At 44.9% G+C, this 17,644-nt stretch carries 23 protein-coding genes; 8 read left to right on the top strand and 15 right to left on the bottom strand.

The genetic code is table 11. The features are described 5' to 3' along the window. Nucleotides 1-7: 7 nt before the first annotated feature. From R7190_RS19400 to R7190_RS19365, 8 genes are all read left to right on the top strand, one after another. Nucleotides 8-1,213 (top strand): type III secretion system needle length determinant, encoded by a 1,206-nt coding sequence (locus R7190_RS19400; RefSeq protein ID WP_206949669.1) that lies wholly within the window; start codon nucleotides 8-10, stop codon nucleotides 1,211-1,213. Next, a complete protein-coding gene (vscQ, locus tag R7190_RS19395) occupies nucleotides 1,210-2,178 on the top strand; it encodes a SctQ family type III secretion system cytoplasmic ring protein VscQ (RefSeq protein WP_318137588.1) in 969 nt (322 codons plus the stop codon). The genes R7190_RS19400 and vscQ overlap by 4 nt, the downstream gene beginning before the upstream one ends. Next, nucleotides 2,175-2,825, top strand: a complete 651-nt coding sequence (gene vscR, locus R7190_RS19390; RefSeq protein ID WP_005377232.1) for a SctR family type III secretion system export apparatus subunit VscR — start codon at nucleotides 2,175-2,177, stop codon at nucleotides 2,823-2,825. The genes vscQ and vscR overlap by 4 nt, the downstream gene beginning before the upstream one ends. A 13-nt stretch (nucleotides 2,826-2,838) precedes the next feature. Next, on the top strand, nucleotides 2,839-3,105 hold the full coding sequence (gene vscS / locus R7190_RS19385) for a SctS family type III secretion system export apparatus subunit VscS (protein WP_005377227.1): 267 nt from the start codon (nucleotides 2,839-2,841) through the stop codon (nucleotides 3,103-3,105). Then, nucleotides 3,102-3,887 (top strand): type III secretion system export apparatus subunit SctT, encoded by a 786-nt coding sequence (sctT, locus tag R7190_RS19380; protein WP_136976227.1) that lies wholly within the window; start codon nucleotides 3,102-3,104, stop codon nucleotides 3,885-3,887. Before vscS ends, sctT begins: the two co-directional genes overlap by 4 nt. A gap of 15 nt (nucleotides 3,888-3,902) precedes the next feature. Further along, complete coding sequence (gene vscU / locus R7190_RS19375; protein WP_005387129.1) at nucleotides 3,903-4,952, top strand: SctU family type III secretion system export apparatus subunit VscU; 1,050 nt, start codon at nucleotides 3,903-3,905, stop codon at nucleotides 4,950-4,952. Nucleotides 4,953-5,053: 101 nt separating this feature from the next. Next, on the top strand, nucleotides 5,054-5,764 hold the full coding sequence (locus tag R7190_RS19370; protein ID WP_136976226.1) for a helix-turn-helix domain-containing protein: 711 nt from the start codon (nucleotides 5,054-5,056) through the stop codon (nucleotides 5,762-5,764). A gap of 106 nt (nucleotides 5,765-5,870) precedes the next feature. Continuing rightward, entirely contained in the window at nucleotides 5,871-6,773 is a 903-nt protein-coding gene (locus R7190_RS19365) for a DMT family transporter (RefSeq protein WP_372059511.1), read from the top strand. A gap of 89 nt (nucleotides 6,774-6,862) precedes the next feature. On the opposite strand, the gene R7190_RS19360 is transcribed toward R7190_RS19365, so the two are convergent. From R7190_RS19360 to sctD, 15 genes are all read right to left on the bottom strand, one after another. Further along, nucleotides 6,863-8,341, bottom strand: coding sequence for a CesT family type III secretion system chaperone (locus tag R7190_RS19360; protein ID WP_136976224.1), 1,479 nt, complete (start codon nucleotides 8,339-8,341; stop codon nucleotides 6,863-6,865). 9 nt (nucleotides 8,342-8,350) lie between these two features. Beyond that, nucleotides 8,351-8,809, bottom strand: coding sequence for a CesT family type III secretion system chaperone (locus R7190_RS19355; protein ID WP_005377211.1), 459 nt, complete (start codon nucleotides 8,807-8,809; stop codon nucleotides 8,351-8,353). A gap of 230 nt (nucleotides 8,810-9,039) precedes the next feature. Continuing rightward, the gene (gene vopR, locus R7190_RS19350; protein WP_005377210.1) at nucleotides 9,040-10,017 is read right to left on the bottom strand and encodes a type III secretion system effector VopR; all 978 of its coding nucleotides are present in this window, start codon (nucleotides 10,015-10,017) and stop codon (nucleotides 9,040-9,042) included. A 10-nt stretch (nucleotides 10,018-10,027) separates the two neighbouring features. After that, nucleotides 10,028-10,474: a type III secretion system chaperone gene (locus tag R7190_RS19345; protein WP_021707758.1), complete on the bottom strand. Its 447-nt coding sequence runs from the start codon at nucleotides 10,472-10,474 to the stop codon at nucleotides 10,028-10,030. A 255-nt stretch (nucleotides 10,475-10,729) separates the two neighbouring features. Next, nucleotides 10,730-11,893 carry a VopS family T3SS effector adenosine monophosphate-protein transferase gene (locus R7190_RS19340; RefSeq protein ID WP_017821339.1) on the bottom strand — a complete coding sequence of 388 codons (1,164 nt, stop codon included), beginning with the start codon at nucleotides 11,891-11,893 and terminating at the stop codon, nucleotides 10,730-10,732. A 3-nt stretch (nucleotides 11,894-11,896) separates the two neighbouring features. Beyond that, nucleotides 11,897-12,328, bottom strand: a complete 432-nt coding sequence (locus R7190_RS19335; RefSeq protein WP_054575038.1) for a type III secretion system chaperone — start codon at nucleotides 12,326-12,328, stop codon at nucleotides 11,897-11,899. 185 nt (nucleotides 12,329-12,513) lie between these two features. After that, nucleotides 12,514-13,152, bottom strand: coding sequence for an HrpE/YscL family type III secretion apparatus protein (locus R7190_RS19330; protein WP_005387146.1), 639 nt, complete (start codon nucleotides 13,150-13,152; stop codon nucleotides 12,514-12,516). After that, nucleotides 13,131-13,796, bottom strand: coding sequence for a SctK family type III secretion system sorting platform protein VscK (gene vscK / locus R7190_RS19325; protein ID WP_238951951.1), 666 nt, complete (start codon nucleotides 13,794-13,796; stop codon nucleotides 13,131-13,133). Before vscK ends, R7190_RS19330 begins: the two co-directional genes overlap by 22 nt. Beyond that, complete coding sequence (gene sctJ, locus R7190_RS19320) at nucleotides 13,789-14,535, bottom strand: type III secretion system inner membrane ring lipoprotein SctJ (RefSeq protein WP_086012989.1); 747 nt, start codon at nucleotides 14,533-14,535, stop codon at nucleotides 13,789-13,791. Before sctJ ends, vscK begins: the two co-directional genes overlap by 8 nt. Next, the gene (sctI, locus tag R7190_RS19315; RefSeq protein ID WP_005387149.1) at nucleotides 14,535-14,879 is read right to left on the bottom strand and encodes a type III secretion system inner rod subunit SctI; all 345 of its coding nucleotides are present in this window, start codon (nucleotides 14,877-14,879) and stop codon (nucleotides 14,535-14,537) included. Before sctI ends, sctJ begins: the two co-directional genes overlap by 1 nt. Nucleotides 14,880-14,887: 8 nt before the next feature. Next, entirely contained in the window at nucleotides 14,888-15,523 is a 636-nt protein-coding gene (locus R7190_RS19310; protein WP_053307006.1) for a YopR family T3SS polymerization control protein, read from the bottom strand. Further along, nucleotides 15,520-15,879 carry a YscG family type III secretion system chaperone gene (locus tag R7190_RS19305; RefSeq protein ID WP_005377200.1) on the bottom strand — a complete coding sequence of 120 codons (360 nt, stop codon included), beginning with the start codon at nucleotides 15,877-15,879 and terminating at the stop codon, nucleotides 15,520-15,522. Before R7190_RS19305 ends, R7190_RS19310 begins: the two co-directional genes overlap by 4 nt. 3 nt (nucleotides 15,880-15,882) lie before the next feature. Then, nucleotides 15,883-16,131 carry a type III secretion system needle filament subunit SctF gene (sctF, locus tag R7190_RS19300; protein WP_005377199.1) on the bottom strand — a complete coding sequence of 83 codons (249 nt, stop codon included), beginning with the start codon at nucleotides 16,129-16,131 and terminating at the stop codon, nucleotides 15,883-15,885. An 18-nt stretch (nucleotides 16,132-16,149) separates the two neighbouring features. Continuing rightward, nucleotides 16,150-16,353 (bottom strand): EscE/YscE/SsaE family type III secretion system needle protein co-chaperone, encoded by a 204-nt coding sequence (locus R7190_RS19295; protein WP_005377198.1) that lies wholly within the window; start codon nucleotides 16,351-16,353, stop codon nucleotides 16,150-16,152. After that, nucleotides 16,340-17,641 carry a type III secretion system inner membrane ring subunit SctD gene (gene sctD, locus R7190_RS19290; RefSeq protein ID WP_053304386.1) on the bottom strand — a complete coding sequence of 434 codons (1,302 nt, stop codon included), beginning with the start codon at nucleotides 17,639-17,641 and terminating at the stop codon, nucleotides 16,340-16,342. Before sctD ends, R7190_RS19295 begins: the two co-directional genes overlap by 14 nt. Nucleotides 17,642-17,644 lie beyond the last annotated feature (3 nt).

Here is a 17,644-nt window from a genome sequence, read left to right as displayed (position 1 = left end):
GTTCACTATGCGCATTACCCCAACAACTGAAACATCGAATACGCTGCACAAATCAACGCCAGAACAAGTGCCTCTCGAGAAGGAGGCCGAGCTTCAATCACAATTCGAGCATGCAATGACGAAGAAGCCTAGCAAGGGAAAGGAGTCTATCGTTGGGAATCCCCCAAAAAATCATACTGGCGAAGAAGACATACCGCTAAGGCATGAGACATCTCAAGGTCTAGATAAGAAACCTAACTCATCGAACCAAGAAGCCAACGCTGACAAAAACATCTCCACTTTAAAAGGTCAAAGTGACGTCGTCACTAAGAGAGATATAGAGAAATCGCAAGACGACGCAGAAAATAGCGAAGAAATAATTAGCGAAAACAATAAATTGCTTAAACATGATGGAAAAAGCGATGGCGACACAGTTCTAAGCTCCCCTTCTACCGAGCGTGTTGATCCTCACTTTCAAGCTCATTTGAAAGATGATAAACCGACGCCGATGGATAAACATACCTCGCCGGATTGTCTCTCTACGCTTGAATCTGGCTTGCTCCCCCAAAGTGCGACAGCGATAGAGCTCGCTCAAGATGGGATTAACATTGTTGGCTTAACGAAAAAGCAAACTGAAACAGCGCACAATAAGCGTGCAACTCCGCCGCTACAGAATACAGGCAAACGACCAGACCAAACTGGTGGCCTGCCTGAAACCAAGCCTCTTGAAAAAATCGTGACGAAAAGCGCACTAGTCGCCGTTAAAACGGATGAAGAAAAAGTCCCTTCTCAGCCCTTTGCAAGTGCGGTAACACAAGGCGATGTCATCCTAAAAAGTGTTGCTTCGCAGGCTCAACCAAGCCCAACGCGAGACGTAAACCAATTACTCCAGCAATTGGTGGACAAAATCTATGTTGCTCTGCCAACCGCATCGGACAACAAAGAGGTTCGGCTGTTTCTAAGTGAAGGACAATTAAAAGGTGGTGAAATCCACATCAAGTTGGACGCTCAAGGGTATAGCGTGACGATTCGACAAGAGCATGCCCTTACCATTATTAGCCAGCAAGCTAGACAAGATCTTGCTGAACGGCTAAACCGATTCGGTGGTGAGCAGCCACTTCGCTTAGCGATCAGCGAACAAACTCAACAGCTCGATCAACAACAACATGAACAACAACACTCACGCCAACAACGCAGCGTGTATGAAGAATGGCAAGCGGAGAATGACCTATGACGCCGTTAATAATCCCCAAAGTGGATGCAGAAAGTATCGCGCTCAGCAATCAACTTTGTGCAAAACAGTGCCACTTCCAAGGGACTGATGGTCAGAGCGTATCGATTACTGTTGCTCAAATCCCTTCATTTGAAGGGTTCCGTTTAACCACGTTGATTGGAGGGCAAACCCTACAAGTAGACTTTTCTCGTGCGCAGCTCCAACATTGGCTGAAATCGACCTTAAATGCTACTGCGTTTGAGTCCCTGCCTAACTCCCTCCAGTTAGCACTTTTGAGCTCACAGATAGAACCGCATAGTGAGGCAATCAAAGCGCTATTTGGTCAGTTACCCATTCTTAGTCAACTACAGCCGTTAGAGGCGAGCCAGGCCCAAGAGCATGCTTTAATGTTAACCCTCAATAAGCCTAACGGCTCTCTTTGTTTGTGGGTTAGCGAAGGATCAAACGTGTTGTTGGATGCGCTACCAAACAGCGCTGCTCTACAAGCTCGACACCTCGCTTTACCTGTGTGGTTAAGTCTTGGAAGGACCCATTTGACGTTAAGCGAATTTAATTCGCTCGAGCTGGGAGATGTCATCTTTTTTGACGATGGTTACATCGCCAAGCAACAAGCCATTTTTCAAGTATCTGACCAGAATCTCTGGCGCTGCCAACTGGATGACCAAACTCTTCACATTATGGAAAAAGAAACCAATATGAATGACGTAAACACTTCAGAAATGTTAACCGACCACCAGCAACTGCCTGTGGAACTCACGTTTGATATCGGCCATCAAACCATCACGCTAGAGCAGCTTAACCAGCTTCAGCCAGGGTACGTATTCGAGCTAAACCAGCCTGTATCTAAGCCGGTAACATTGCGTGCCAACGGCAAAATCATTGGTGAGTGTGAACTGGTTAATGTTAACGAACATTTAGGTGTGCGCGTACTGGAGCTGTTCGGTGGCACGCAGGAGCCAGCATGATCCAGTTACCCGACGAGCTCAATCTCATTGTCAGCTTAGCACTGCTGGCACTGATCCCATTTATCGCCATGATGGCGACGTCGTTTGTGAAACTCGCCGTTGTATTCTCACTGTTGCGTAACGCTCTCGGTGTACAGCAAATTCCGCCGAATATGGCGCTTTACGGATTGGCTATTATTTTGTCAATTTTCATCATGGCTCCCGTCGGGTTTGAAACCTACGACTACGTAAAGCAGCATGATATCTCCCTTGAAGATTCTGCAAGTGTAGAAGGCCTCATTGAAAGCGGTTTACAGCCTTATCGAGAATTTTTGAAAAAGCATATTCGGGAAACCGAAGCCATATTCTTCACTGATGCCGCACGCACATTGTGGCCACAGAAGTACGTAGACCGTTTAGAGTCGGACAGCTTATTGCTCTTACTGCCCGCATTTACCGTCAGCGAGCTTACTCGCGCTTTTGAAATTGGCTTTCTGTTGTACTTACCGTTCATCGCTATTGACCTAATTGTGTCGAATATCCTACTCGCGATGGGGATGATGATGGTATCGCCAATGACGATTTCCCTCCCCTTCAAATTGTTGCTTTTTGTCTTGCTTGATGGCTGGACAAAGCTCACCCACGGCTTAGTGTTGAGTTACGGTTAATCACGGAGAAAGTATGCATTCTGCTGAAATCATTCATTTCACGACTCAAGCATTAACCCTAGTGTTGTACTTGTCATTACCGCCGATTTTAGTCGCAGCATTGGTTGGTACATTGGTGTCGCTTATTCAGGCGTTAACTCAGGTCCAAGAACAAACGTTAGGCTTTGTGGTCAAGCTTATCGCGGTCATTATTACGCTGTTCGTCACAACGCAATGGCTAGGGGCAGAGCTCCACGCCTTCGCCTCGCTTGCCATGGATAAAATTCCTCAAATACGATGAGTTATCACGACTTACACCAGGCTTTATTTTTGTACAGCCTGACGTTACCTCGGTTAATGGCATGCTTCATCTTTTTGCCTATTTTGAGCAAGCAAATGCTAGGCGGCACCATGGTGAGAAATGGTGTGCTTTGCTCACTCGCGCTGTTTATATTTCCGATGATTAATCAGCAAAGCTTGCCCGCAGAAACCGACGGCATTTGGCTGATAGTGATTTTGGGTAAGGAGGTATTAATTGGGCTATTGATCGGGTTTGTTGCTGCTATCCCCTTTTGGGCGATAGAAGCGGCCGGTTTTCTGGTCGACAACCAACGTGGTGCTGCCATGGCAAGTATGTTTAATCCAACGCTAGGCTCACAATCCACACCAACAGCGGTATTGCTGACCCAAACGTTGATTACCCTGTTCTTCTCTGGCGGGGGCTTTGTCACTTTTATCTATGCGTTATTCAAAAGCTATACACCTTGGCCGATCGTGGACTTTTTCCCAACCGTTAGCGACGCATGGGTGAGCTTCTTCTACGCGCAATTTGAACAGCTTATGTGGCTTGGTGTGTTGATGTCCGCTCCACTAGTGTTGGCAATGTTTCTTGCTGAATTTGGTCTGGCGCTTATCAGTCGTTTTGCACCGCAATTGAATGTTTTTTTCCTTGCCATGCCAATAAAAAGTGCCATCGCGAGTGTTTTACTGATCGTGTATCTCGGAATAATGATGGATCACTTTGAAGTACAGTTTTACGGCATTACCCGATTCGCAGAACAACTCAATACCATTTGGCAATAACGCTTAGGATTCTTTATGAGTGCAGAAAAAACAGAGCAACCCACCGCAAAAAAGTTACGCGATGCTCGACAGAAAGGTCAGGTTGCCAAAAGCCAAGAAATCGTATCGTCTGCATTAATTTTGGCGCTCATAATTGTACTGTTTGCGTTCGCCGATTATTACATGTCGCACATCTCAGCGCTTATTCTACTACCAAGTAAGCTTGCTTATCAGGGCTTCCAAGATGCGCTAGTCGATGTCGCTATTGCCATCGCAAAAGAAATTGCCTATCTACTCGCTCCGATTATTCTGGTTGCTGCACTCGTCGCCATCTTTTCCAATATGGGGCAGTTCGGCTTCCTATTTAGTGGTGAATCCGTTAAACCCGACATCAAAAAGATCAATCCCGTCGAAGGGGCCAAACGCATTTTTTCCCTCAAGAGTGTGATTGAGTTTATCAAGTCGATCCTTAAAGTCTCTCTTCTTTCCTGCATTATCTGGGTGACATTACGCGGTAACATCAACGCTTTAATGCAAATTCCAACTTGTGGGCTAGAATGTGTCCCGACCATTACTGGCGTCATGATTAAACAATTAATGATTATCTCTTCGGTAGGCTTCATCGTCATCGCTGCAGCAGATTTTGCGTACCAGAAGTTTGATCACACGAAAAAGCTCAAAATGAGCAAGGACGAAGTGAAGCGCGAATACAAAGAGATGGAAGGCAGTCCAGAAATAAAAAGCAAACGTCGTCAGTTGCACCAAGAGCTACAAGCCTCCAATCAACGCGAAAACGTTAAACGTTCTAATGTATTAGTTACAAACCCAACACATATCGCGGTTGGCCTTTATTACAAGAAAGGCGAAACGCCCCTGCCCGTCATCACTTTGATGGAAACCGATGCGGTAGCCAAACGTATGGTCGCAATCGCTAAAGAAGAAGGCGTTCCTGTGATGCAAAAAGTCCCTCTTGCTCGTGCACTATACGCCGACGGCAACGTCGACCAGTACATCCCAAGCGATCTTATTGAAGCAACTGCGGAAGTGCTTCGTTGGTTGGCCTCGTTAGAGTCCGAGGCGGACTGACAAACCACATCCCATTCAAGATCTGGGCTTACAACTGCCCAGCTTTCAACCTCGATACTTTCAACGCTATAATGCGGTATCCTTTAACTGTATGTTGTTTTATGAAATCTAGCTTAAGCATCCGCTCCTACACGAAACGTATGAGCCGACATACTCATAGTGATTATCATCAACTCGTGCTTCCTCTCCAGGGCAACATACATATTGATATGGATAGTTATGTCGGAAAGGTGGCGGTTGGCGACTGCATAGTCATCCCCAAAAGTTGTGCTCACGGTTTTAATGCCGAAGAGTCATCACGCTTTATTGTTGCGGATATGACCACTTTGCCCACTCATTTGATGGATAGTAGTGTGGCTGTGTTTTCGATTAGCCCGCCTCTACTGAGCTTTATCCAGTTTGTCGAAAAGCAACTTGAGTATCAGGTTAATGATGAAATTGAAAACTCAATGGTTGCAACCTTCTATCTGTTGCTAGAGCAGCAAAAGCGGTCTCGCTCCGTAGATTCGCGTATTCGAGATGTACAGGTTGTGATCGCCGAGCAGCTTGATCAGCCACTCACCATTGCCTCATTAGCGAATGCCGCTTGCTTGAGTCCGACACAGTTTAAAAAGCTTTTTAAAGAGCAGCTAAAAATGAGCGTCCATAAGTACATTACACTACAACGTATGGAAAAAGCCAAAGCACTACTGACTCATACAGACCTTCCAGTCCAGTTGATAGCTGAACGAGTTGGCTATAGTGACCTTTCCGCGTTTAGTCGACGGTTTTCAATGCATTTTGGCATGTCTCCTAGAGAGTTTTCCCGGTAGTCACTAAAATAGTCCTCTGGAACAAGTATTCCGTCTTTTCAGCACAAAAATCTCTATCGCTTTCTTTTATTCTTTCTACCCTAAAACAGCCATTCACTAGGTAGAAATTACAGTGTTAAAAAAACATTTCACCGACTATCAATTAGGAACTTTATCCATACTTTTTGCTTCAACCCTGTGGGGAACGACGGGCACCGCTGCCAGCTTGGCACCGGATGTCAGTGCTCTCGCCATTGGCGCATTTTCTATGGGTATTGGTGGATTTATGCAAGCATGTCTGTCTGTGAAGTCACTGAAGAGAGATTTTCGAAAAGTCGTACATAAGAAGAAAACGTTACTGGTTAGTATTATCGCCTTAGCCACCTACCCACTGGCTTTTTATTCATCAATGCGATTCGCCGGTGTGGCTATTGGTACGGTTATTTCTATCTCCACTGCACCTTTCTTTTCTGCTTTGTTAGAGTGTCTCTTTAGCCGAAATCAGACCATAACCAAGCGCTGGATGATGAGTTTCGCAATCGGGGTCATTGGAATTACCTTGTTGCTGGCTTCTGAGTCATCCGCAAATAGTCTATTTGATCATGATATGAAACATTGGGGTGTATTACTTGGCCTATTGGCAGGTTTGACGTACGCCATTTACTCATGGGGAGTAAAGGCTATGATTGACCACGGCATTGAATCGCAAACGGCCATGGGAAGTGTTTTTGGTATTGGTGGAGTTTTGCTTCTACCAACACTTTTCATCACGGGTGATAATCTATTTGCATCGTCAACTAATACGACGGTCATGCTCTACATGGCCTTGATTCCAATGGGGTTAGGTTACGTCGCTTTTGGGTTTGGGCTACGGTTTGTTACTGCCAGTGGAGCTAGCATACTCACGCTATTTGAACCTGTTATCGCAGCAGCACTAGCAGTTGCGATTGTTGGGGAAGAAATTTCTCTCATTGGTTGGGTTGGTATAACGTTGACACTTGTGTGTTTGTTTCTTCAGTCGAAAAATTAAATTCAATGGAGATGAGCCAGCCCCAAAAAGGAACGCTGACGGTAGATAAAGTAAGGAGCAGCACCTACTCCCTACTTTACCATTTGAAATTACACCCAGCCTTCTGCCAAGTACATCAATCGCAATTGACTTGGTGAGCCTAATTTTTCTAGCGCATCTAACTGGACGTCACTCAGGTTTGGGCATTTATCAAGATAAACTCGTCCGTTTGCTGCATCTAGGGGGAGCTTGTAGGTGAGCTTTTCGTTTATTTTACTTGCTTCCCCTTTATCAATCGCTCGAACAGCTGGCATGAGCCAATCCCAATCTTCTCCTAACAGTTTTTTAAACGCCCCGTTAGCAATAGACTCGGTTTTACTTGGTGCATCCTCTGGGCTTAGCTTCAAGATAGAATCTACGTCAGGAACCAAGTGCTCACTTGGCTCTGAACCCAACATCTTTTTCAGTGTTAATCGAGCGGCTTCCATCTCTTGTGCCTCTTTAGGCGCTTGAGGAGAAGTCATTTCAGTATTCTCCTTAGGACCAAGGTACGCCATTAATGCGCGGACAGAAGCCGGATCTTGCATACTGAAGGTAAAGTCTCCTTTTGCATTGGAAACTTCAAGTCTAGGTAAAACACCAGACATTTCACCTTGCATAAGTTGCTCTTTTACTTCCGTATTTAACCCGTATGCCCCAGCTTGGTTCGCCACAAAACCACCGCCGCTCATGATAACAGTCGTTGCCGCAGAACCGATTGCCTCTTTTGCTATCGGTGTGACGCCCACCGTTGCTACAGAGCTAACACCGAACGTGCCCAGGCTCCCCGTCGCCATACCTAATGTAGCTCCAATGCCACCTTCAGCCGACAGTATCGCATGACCTTGAGCCAAGGTTTGCTGCATCGGCATAGAAAGACGTTGATCTCGCCCTGGCAGCTGTGAAATTTGTTCTAACTGATGATGGTAAGCCTCAGCATCACCATTTACGGCCGCTTTGTGCAGCTCTCGACCTGTAGAAATCAATAAGCCAACGCCAGGTAATGCCAAGTTAATAACGGCGTTAACACCAGAACCTTTTAGCTTTTCTTTGCCCATCTGCAGCAGTTCAGCAGCAAAGCCATCCATTTTTCCCGGATACTGGGCTTCTAAGCTCACCTGCATACGCGGATCTTTGCTGATCGCATCAAACGTATTTTTAAGCTGCTGGTACGTATCGCTGCTCACTTTTATTTCATCCAATAGGCTGACAACTTCTAAGATTTTACGCTCAGTAAGTGGCTCACCGCGATAGCCTGAAGGACTCACTAGGGAGTAAGCCAACAGCGCAACCTCAGGTTTTTCTTGCTTAAGTAGCGCTTGTTTTAAATCAAGGTGAGTTTTGATGTTTTCTTGGAAAAACTTAGTGTATTTGCTTCTCAATACGCCTTCGTGAATAGAAGCAAACTTGTGACCTTTGTGGAATGTGGAAGGTTCTTTTACTTCACCTCTTTTACTGATCACTCGGTCATCTTTTTGCGCAGCAACTGCACGAAACTGCTCTAGATCAGGTACTGGGCTTTGGCTGATTTTTTGTGTTGTATTAACCATTTTTCTCTCCTACACACGAAGTGATTGAACATGAGCTTGTTCATGATTAGAGGTGGTTGGAATCGCTTGATCCAACATTGCGAAACGCGCTTGCCACAGCTCGGCCTGTTCAATAACTTCGTGAAACCAAGCGGTAAGGTTCGTCGTATTTAGATGCTCAACGGGTTTACGTCCTGCTAAGACAAGCTGTCGACCGTTTGGAGCCAAAGCAAGTGCGAGGTTGCCACTACCAATTCCTTGATAGTTCGCATGAGCAAGAAGCTCTAAACCTTTTAGTCGTTGTTCACCGGATTTTTCTAACCCTCCGAACGTTACAGACAACATCAAATCATCCGTATCTGTCGCGATGAAATACAACATGTAGCGATCATCGACCAGTAGCTGACAACGTTCATTTTCTTCAAAATTCAGTTCGGGCAACTCATTGAGTTGGCAAAACTCCAAGAGCAGTTGTTGAATCGTGTTCATAACTTTTTCCTTTTGTTTCAATAACTCTATTGAACAACGATTGCAGATTGAACGATGTCGGTAATGGCTTTATTTTTGTCACTTTTTCGCCTTCATTGTGAGGTTTTCCGCAGAAATCTCGCTCTAAAATCGAGTTGCCAGAGTAATAAAAAAGAGCAGCTCAGAGCTGCTCTTTCAATAAAGGTTAGATGCTTAGCATGGTGTATTTGCTCACTTCTTTTGCAGAGTGACTAACCCAGTTTATGGCTATCAAAAATGACTTCTGTTGGCGGGAACATATTCGAAACAGGTGGTCGTTGTGCATCTCCAAACATTGGTGCACCGAATGCAGATGTCGCCCAAGGGTCAACAATTTTCACATCCTTACTCCACGTTGATGGATCTTTTATGTCGCTCCCCTCTTGTCGACCAACCAGTACATAAAGGTGTGTACCTGAATGACCCTTTTTAAACGCAACCACTTCTACTTTGGGTTCACTTTCAGGTGTTCCTGACATGCCTTGAATCATCTCAGCGGCGGCAGCAAAGGCAAATGTAGTACAGCAGCCGGCTTTCGCGGTTTGTACTGCCTTAGCAATGTTCTGTAGAGTGCTTAATTGCGGTGCGGTTCCTCTTTGTGCTGCAGCTTGAACTCCGTTTGCGGACATCGTCGCTCTGTGATCTTGCATGATTCGCGCTTGATCCGCGTGAAGCTCTTTTAGTCGTGGCTTTCCTTTTGTTTCATAAAACTGTGACCCCTTAACACCGAACGTATTTAAGTCCGTACAGGCAAAATCACCAAGCTTTTGAAGGTTGGCTTTATGTTCGTTGATAAGCGCGACACTCGATGAGGCTTTATTGGTTTTGGAAGAAGAGGCTGCCGTTTGTGAAGTGGGCCAATTTGAGCTAGGACCAGACGACAATCTCTCAAGATTTTTCAGGCTCCCAAGCGTTAACTTGTTTTCACCGTTCAACACATTTTTCAGCATCAGCTTCGCAACATCTTTAGGAATACCCTGCTTAGTAAGCAGGTTCACTACAATATCTTTCGCTTTATTCTGGTGGCTAATACGCGCGCTGATACTTTTATTTTTTGGTGCGCCCTCTTTAACAAAAATATCTTTACCGTTGTGTGCTCGAACCTCTTTGTCGTCAGCTTGATTTTGTGTCGCCAAATGTGACGTTAACTGACTCAACGAGTGCATTTGCGATGTATTAATATTGACCATGTGTGATGCCTTAAACTTGAATAAATGCGTGTACGTCTGTTTGGCTAAAATCTACAACCGTGTTGTTTTGAAATAACTGTCCCCAAGTATCAACTAATTCGTTCAACTGAATGATTAAGTTAGCAATGTTGGTGAGTTCACTTCCAGCCGCGATAGCAACTTGAAGAACAACGTCTTTGCGTGTTGGATTCACACAAAACTGCACACCACCTGTTTCTCGATACAAGAAGTTGTATTCAAGTAAAACTTGAAGTTTATCTAGCGTAATATCATCTTGTTCTATAAGCAGGTTTTTGGAAATCAATAACTCGCCTTTTTCCTCTACGAGCAGAACATCGACACTGTTGTTTTCAGCAAAATGCAGTGACCACATTTGATTGTCATACGCTGTCACGCGCTCAAGGTTCAGCACTTCTCCTAGCTCAGAGAGAAGCATATTAATCTTTCCTGTATCCATGTTGTGTCCTGTCTAATTTATTATAACTAAGTGACATCGATATATTTATTGCAGCGAAGCCACTTGGGTATAACGGCTCATTTAAATAAGCGAATAAGGATAAAAGAGATTTTATGGCGAGATAGAAACCGACACTTTATTTCAACGTCTCATTTTTATTGCTATTAGCCGTTTTATTGAGAAGAAAAATTAAGGTTAAGCTGGAAAATAAAAGAGCGGCAATCGCCGCTCCAAAAATTAAATAGAAGTAAAAAATCACTTAATACCGTGAAGGCTATTTTCTGCATCCATAGCTAAAGGATTGAACGAGTCGTTACGAAGTTCTGCTATCGCGTATAGCATGCGACCCATGCGACCATTTCCATCGGTAAAGCCATGGTACCCGATAACTCCGGCGAACAAATGCTTACCTAAGTCTTTATCTTCTACAGGGTTCTCTTTCAAAAAGCCTTCAATGTGCTGCTTTAACATGCCCTCACCGCCAATACTTGAAGGCAAAGTGCCACCCGAAATATTTGGCCCTCGGTAATCACGCTCAACATTAGGCACCAATCGAGCGTGTAGCTCTTTTAGGTTTTCCATATTCAATAAATCTTTACCATTAGACGCGTATTCTTTCAGTAAAGACGTAATATTTTCGGCATCGTTTCCTTTAGAGTTAGAAGCATTAATGATCCACGCCGCAGCTCTTTCAACATTATTGGTTACGCCACTTTTGTTAAACGCGTCCTCTGCCAGTCCTTCAGCGTATACACCTTGGCTTAGATCGGTGCTTGCTAGACCTTCGATATGACGTTGCGCCGATTTAAGATGCATCACCTCCATATCAAACACCGCTTGCATTTGATTAATGCTACCTGCCGGGTTTTTCTGCGCTGCAGATACACCACCGCCGTAGTCTTTTACTACACGTCCAGCAAGCAACTTCGCTGCACTTTCGCCAATCAGTGATGTGAGGTTTTTACCAGAATCGGTTTCTAACATAGCCTCTGTCATCGCTCGCTCTGCTAACTGGTTTAGCTCAGCAGAGTTCGACTGAACTGATTTACTGTCTAACTTCGCAAAGGCATTTAAGACATCTGATGCGGTTTTTATGCTTCCATCTTTGAAGAACATTTGTCCATGCTCAACAGAAGAAGCAGCTTGTAAACGCTGAGCTTGTCCTTGCTCATTATCAAATACGGCTTTTGTAAGGGCTTTCGCTACCGATTGTGGGCTACCTTCGCGAAACAGTTTTCCTGTCGCTTCAAAAAATCGCGCTACCGCACCATTCGTAGGATTGGCGCGAGTAAATTCTTGGGTCGCTGCGTTGATTTGGTATTCTTTGCCACCAATACTCAGCTTACCTTCGTTAAGTATCTCGTTACGAGCTTGCGGCATGGCGACCTGCAACGCGCTAACACTTCCAAAACTGATCATGCTTTAAACCCTTAATGTGGAAAAATGAGTGGTATTCGTTTCCGGTACTTCGATTGTTTTATTGGTTACTTCTTGTGTATTCGCACTTTTTAACCACTCGATGAAATTCGCAAATGACTCATCGAAAAAAGATGCAGTTAGCAGTTGCTGAGGCAGGTGTATGAAACCGATATATCCGGTCTCTTCCTCCCAGCATACCGCTGGAGAGCCTTGCGTTAAGGCACCTTTCATATGTTGATGCAAAATATCAGCACTCGGTTTATCACCTGAAATTAGCCCGATAAGCGTCACACGATCTTCTTGTGCACGAATTGTGATTGCTGTGTTTTGCTCAACGAGTAGATGGCAACAATCATCCTCATCAAAAACCAACGGCTCCAATTGGCAGCGGCTGGCAAAATCTGTCAGTAAAGAAGTTATAAATCCATTAGCCATTCGACTAAATAATCCTATTTTTGTTGTTTTAGAGGCGCTGCTTGGTTGCAACACTTATCAACTAAGCAGCTTTCTTAGGTGTATTCTTAAGGATTTATGGCAGTGAATATTTTAGAAATGGTCGGATTTTTTTTGTTTAAAGGCATTAAAATGAAAAAACTCAGCAAGTGCTGAGTTTTTGAGGTTTATTCATGAATCGTAATTTTACGCTCGCTGAGCTGCTTCACCATGGCTTGCTTTAATGCATGCAGCTGTCCATCAATACTGGCGTCGATGATCCCAACTTCTGTTTCCAAAATGCAGCCTCCATTTTTCAAGCGCGCATCTGCTACCACGTCAACGTAACCGACTTCAGGGAAATCACTTAATACACCAGCCACCTTTTCTCTCACCTCAACAACCTGCTCTGGGTGGACATGTAAAATGACCTGCTTTTGGTTACTCACCAGTTGCAACGCTTCTCGAACTACACTCACCGTGGTATCGACATCATCGAAGGTATCGATGATCTTACGTACTGCTTCTAACACCACACCTGTCATTTTTTCTTCGACTTGCTGATAGTAGTCATTACAACGTGCTAAGGTTTCAACCATCGTTTGCGCATTTTCAATCTTGGCTTGTGCAAGGCCATCTTGATAACCACGTTGTTTTTCGGTTTCGTAGGCTTGTTGGGCATTAGCAATGATGCTTTCAGCTTTGGAGTTCGCGGCTTCAACTAAGTGTTGCGAATCCAGATAACTGGCATAATCTTTCGCTTTCAGCACCTTTAAGCCAGGTGCCAGCTGCAAATTGTCTGTTTTTATTTCAACAAATGAAACCATTGAGGAATAACCTGTTTTGCGATTTTTTTTGTGAGTCGATACGCCAGATCTCGTTGATCCGCTTCCAACCAGTTAGCTGTTTCTGCGTTTTCGCTAAGTTGCTTTTCTAATTTGAATTGCCAACGAAGAACAACATCTTCCGGTGAGTTAATCAAAATAAACCTCATCCAAAAATATCCCAGCGCCCTCATACTTGCTTCAACAGACCTTTCATCCAATAGTTCTGGTAACGAACGCTGCCAGCCTTGCGGCCAGTTGGATAACAGCATAGGCCCGTTTTGAATTAAGAACCGAGCGCCTTCCAAACCAAAAACGTTGTTCAGAACCTGTTTCGGGCGTTTTAAAACAACGCCTCGCATTGCCACACAATGTAAAGCTCCGCCCACCATCAATACGAGTTGGTTCAACGCATCCGCTGGGAGCAACGCCAAGCTATGGCAAGGTTTGTTAAAAGCCGTCTCAGGAACGGGAGATAACGCCCACTCATTGATGCACCATTGGTTAAACATGGGGTTATCTCTCCAGCCTTCGATATTTAGTAACCAAGGCTGCTTTTGCTCTATCCAACTTCTATGGATGTACTGGCAAGGCGCATAGTTAAACTGGTGTTGTACCTGCGCGAGTGGTGTTTCTGGTTTAACCACGCTTCGTGTTCCTACGACACCATGTAAAAGTAGCGATATTCGAGCCGATGAGTGCCGCTACCAAGAACACCAAAATGGCGATAAGATTATTCGCCGTCTCTTTGGTGACCTGAACCGACAAAATGCTTTTAAATTGATTGTTTTGAGTAGCAACTCGAACCTCTGATGAGGGTACCATCACTACGCTGATTCGATCGTAGTTCAGCCCCTCAATGCTATTGTTCACTAATAATTTGATCTGCGGAACATATGAATCAAGCGCAATATCTGCTGCGTGTTTAATAAATACGGAGGCAGAAGCTGGAGTTGGACGCTCTCCTGGACGCAGATCTTGATCTTCCAAAACAACATGAACACGTGCCACTAGCACGCCATCAATCTGAGATAAGGTTGAGGAGAGCTCTTGAGATTTCGCGTATACCAAACGTGCTCGTTCTGCTAATGGTGACGAGATCAAATCGTCTTTGGGAAACACTTCTTTCAGTGTGGAAAACTGCTCTCTTGGATAACCTTTTCGCTTTAGCGCATCTACCGCGAAGGCGATTTGAGAACTGTCTACCATTAACTTGACGGTGTTGTCTTTGTCAGGTTCTTTTGTTGCAACGACACCTTCGGATAGTAAGATCGACAACATCTCATTACCCTCTTTCTGAGTAACGTTGGTGTATAACTCGGTCTGACAACCTACCAGAAACAACGTGAGCATGATGAAAACTGCTCTCATTTTATTCATCATCACTATTGTGCCTTCAATAAGGTTTCTACGTTTTGTGTGGTTTTACCCACGGTTTTCGCGATCAGCTCTTCTTGAAAAGTAATGCGTGTCAGCGCCCACTGCATTTGCAGTAATTGCGCCGGATCATCACCCACCATCTTCATGTTGTCTTGCAGGTTACTTTTCGCGTTATCGATAGTGTTTTTCAACTCGCTGATGTTTTCTAGCAAACCTCCCTCCAGGCCATTACTTGCCTCGGGAACCGACATGGCTTGCTCAAAACGTTCGCTTAAACCGTCTTCGACTTGCGCATCCTGTAACTTATCAATGTTGGTTTGCATCACCTCGGTGTACTGCGTGTTTATCATATGTACTCCTAAGATAAATCTAACTTGTGACTGTGAGTCATGATGTTTTTCACCATCGCATTTTTTTGGATCATGAAGCTAAGTTCATCACGAACCATGTCCAGTGTTGATGCCATATCAGGTAACGACTTCAACTCTGCCCAGCAATGCCATAAGGCTTGTTCTTTCTGGGCACCCAGTGGAAAATGCTGCGCTAGCATTGCTTTTAGTGCTGTTTTATCAGCAGGTGGTTCGGCAATAAGCTGTCCCGAAAAATTCCCTAGTAACTCCTGCTTCAACACCTTTAACAAATCAGATTGTGGCTGCTCGTTGCCTTTTGCACTCTTCGCCTCATGAAAGGCGTACCACATTGCCTCTCGTTTAACTTGAGGGTCGGAAAACGCTTCATTTAACGATGATAAGACACTTTGTTTACTGACAACCTCTGCGTCTTTTAATGATTCGTACCACGCTTTAATCTCCGCCAGTTTGGCTTCTGTTTTCTCTAGCGTCTCTTTTGGAGAAACATGTGAAACTTGCTCTTGCTTGTCACTTCGCTCCATGAGTGCTTTCATCTTGTCTTCATCGCTCCGCTCATAATGGCGCGACTCCAACTGACGCAAAGATTGGTGTTGAAGACTTAGGTTACTTGAATCAATGATCATCCAAGATTCCTAATGTCCTGAGAAAAGCTCGCAGCAAATGCTTGGCTTTCTTCGCTTCCTTGTGACGCAAGTTCTACCCAGCTTTCCGCTTTGCTCAGTAAACCGGCTTTGGCAGAAGCAAGAGCCGCTAAGCTGATCAGATCTGGATAGGCGTTACAAAGTGGTTCGAGTAATTGATGAGCCTCTTCATACAAGCCTTTATTCATGAGGCTCATTGCACGAATCATCGCAACGGTCTCTTCAGAACCTGAGCTTGCTTCAAGGCCATCTGCAATCGTGTTGGCTTCTTGATGACGATGCATACCTGTTGCCATCAGCGCGATTTCAGCCAGCAGTTGGCGCGTTTCTCGTTCCATGCTTTACACCTTCTGGAGAATCGACTGCATCACATCTTTAATCGCACGAGTGGTGGTCGCATTGATATTGTAAACAACAGACCATTTGTTGATCGCGTGCTGAAGCTCGGCAAGCTTTGATGGATCATCGGCATTGGTTTCTAGGTTCTTGATGGCTGCCGTCACTTCTGTGTTGGCATCTTTCGCTTGTTGTTCTAACTTAGCTTTAACATCATCAAGGTTTACACTGTTACTAGCATCGTAAAATGACATAAGACTTCCTCGTATTTTTTAGTTAGCTTCGTATGATTCAACGACCGCATGGGCGGCTGTGTAAGCTTCATACTGTTTGAGTAGCAATTGGTACTGCTGTGGTGAGCACCCTAAATCCAACTGACGTTTCACCACCGCTTGTGCTTCTAAGAGCTTGCTCTTAATCTTGTGCACTTCCGCACCGTTTGTGTCGTTATTTAAAATTTGTTCAAGATTTGTCATTGTTCGTCTCGCCTTCATATCCAAGTTCTATTGTTATCACCCGCCCGCCTTTAACCAACTCAATACCAGCAGGTGTAACACTGGATATTCGGTAGCCCTGAGGCGTTCTTGCACCGACCATATAGCGAACATTATCGGTCAGAATCACATATGGAACCTGGCCAAAGTTAACGCTACGAAACGGGAAATCGATGTTGGTGCCTTTACTCACCTTAGGTATGGATTTCAAAACTAAGTACGGTTTCTCACCATATTGTTCCCGGAAGTCTCGGGTCACACCGTAAAATCGAGTCGTTTCGATATCATCAAGCTCACCACGAACTTCGATGCGATCACCGCTGGTGACCAACTGGACTTTTTTCAGTAGCTCCGCATCCGTCAATAACGCTTTTAGCGTATCCATGTAGGCACCCGCTCGCTGCAGTTCAACCTTCCACGCAATAAGACCCGGCACGTCTCGCTCCAAGATTTGTTCAACTTGGTTCCAGCGGCTTGCATCATCGATATAGCCCGTCAGCAGCAGTGTTCCGGTCTCATCGCCATTTTCGACTTTCACTTGGTGATAGCCGAGGTTGCGCAAAATAAATCGAACCCCGCGACGGATTTCTTCCATCGTTCTTAAGTCACTTTTGTAATTGATGCCCAATACATCAATTCGACCAAGCAGATCGAGTTTCTGTGTTCGGTCTTCAACATAGCCCTCTAAGACTGCTTGGCGTGCGGCGGCATTCCATTCCACACGAACGTCGCTAAGTTTGAGCTCGCCTAAGATGTTACGTACCAAAACAATGGGTTCTGCTTCTGTAACAATTTCATTGTTGTTTCCGTTAGCTTGGCTGTACCACATACCGGCAAAAATGACACTCGGGACAAAACTACAGAGCAAAGCGATGAGCGTTGTTTTTTTCCAGCTAGAGCGTTGCACAGCAACCACAGGTGTATTCTGTTGGCTAGATTCGTCGCTGACGTTACTCACAATTAACGCATCTTCCGCGTATCCCAGAGCGAACTTCACAACGCCGACCGAGACAACAGCATGGCGTGACAACTCGATACCATCACCTGCAACAGCGATGTCTTCACTGTTAATATTTGCCTCTTCGCAGCCTCGTAAAATGACCGAGTCTTGCTGGCAAACGAGGGTGAAATGGTTCGCTTCGACCCCAGCATCAGACAGTACAAGATCAGCAATAAAGTCGTCACTGCCAAGCACGAGAACACCTTCAGGTAAGGTGACTTCTACTCCGGTATGCACGCCTGATAAAATACGAATTTTCCATTGCTGCATCGC

The organism is Vibrio sp. 1078-1, from assembly GCF_033340475.1.
This window is presented reverse-complemented; position numbering and strand designations above follow the sequence as displayed.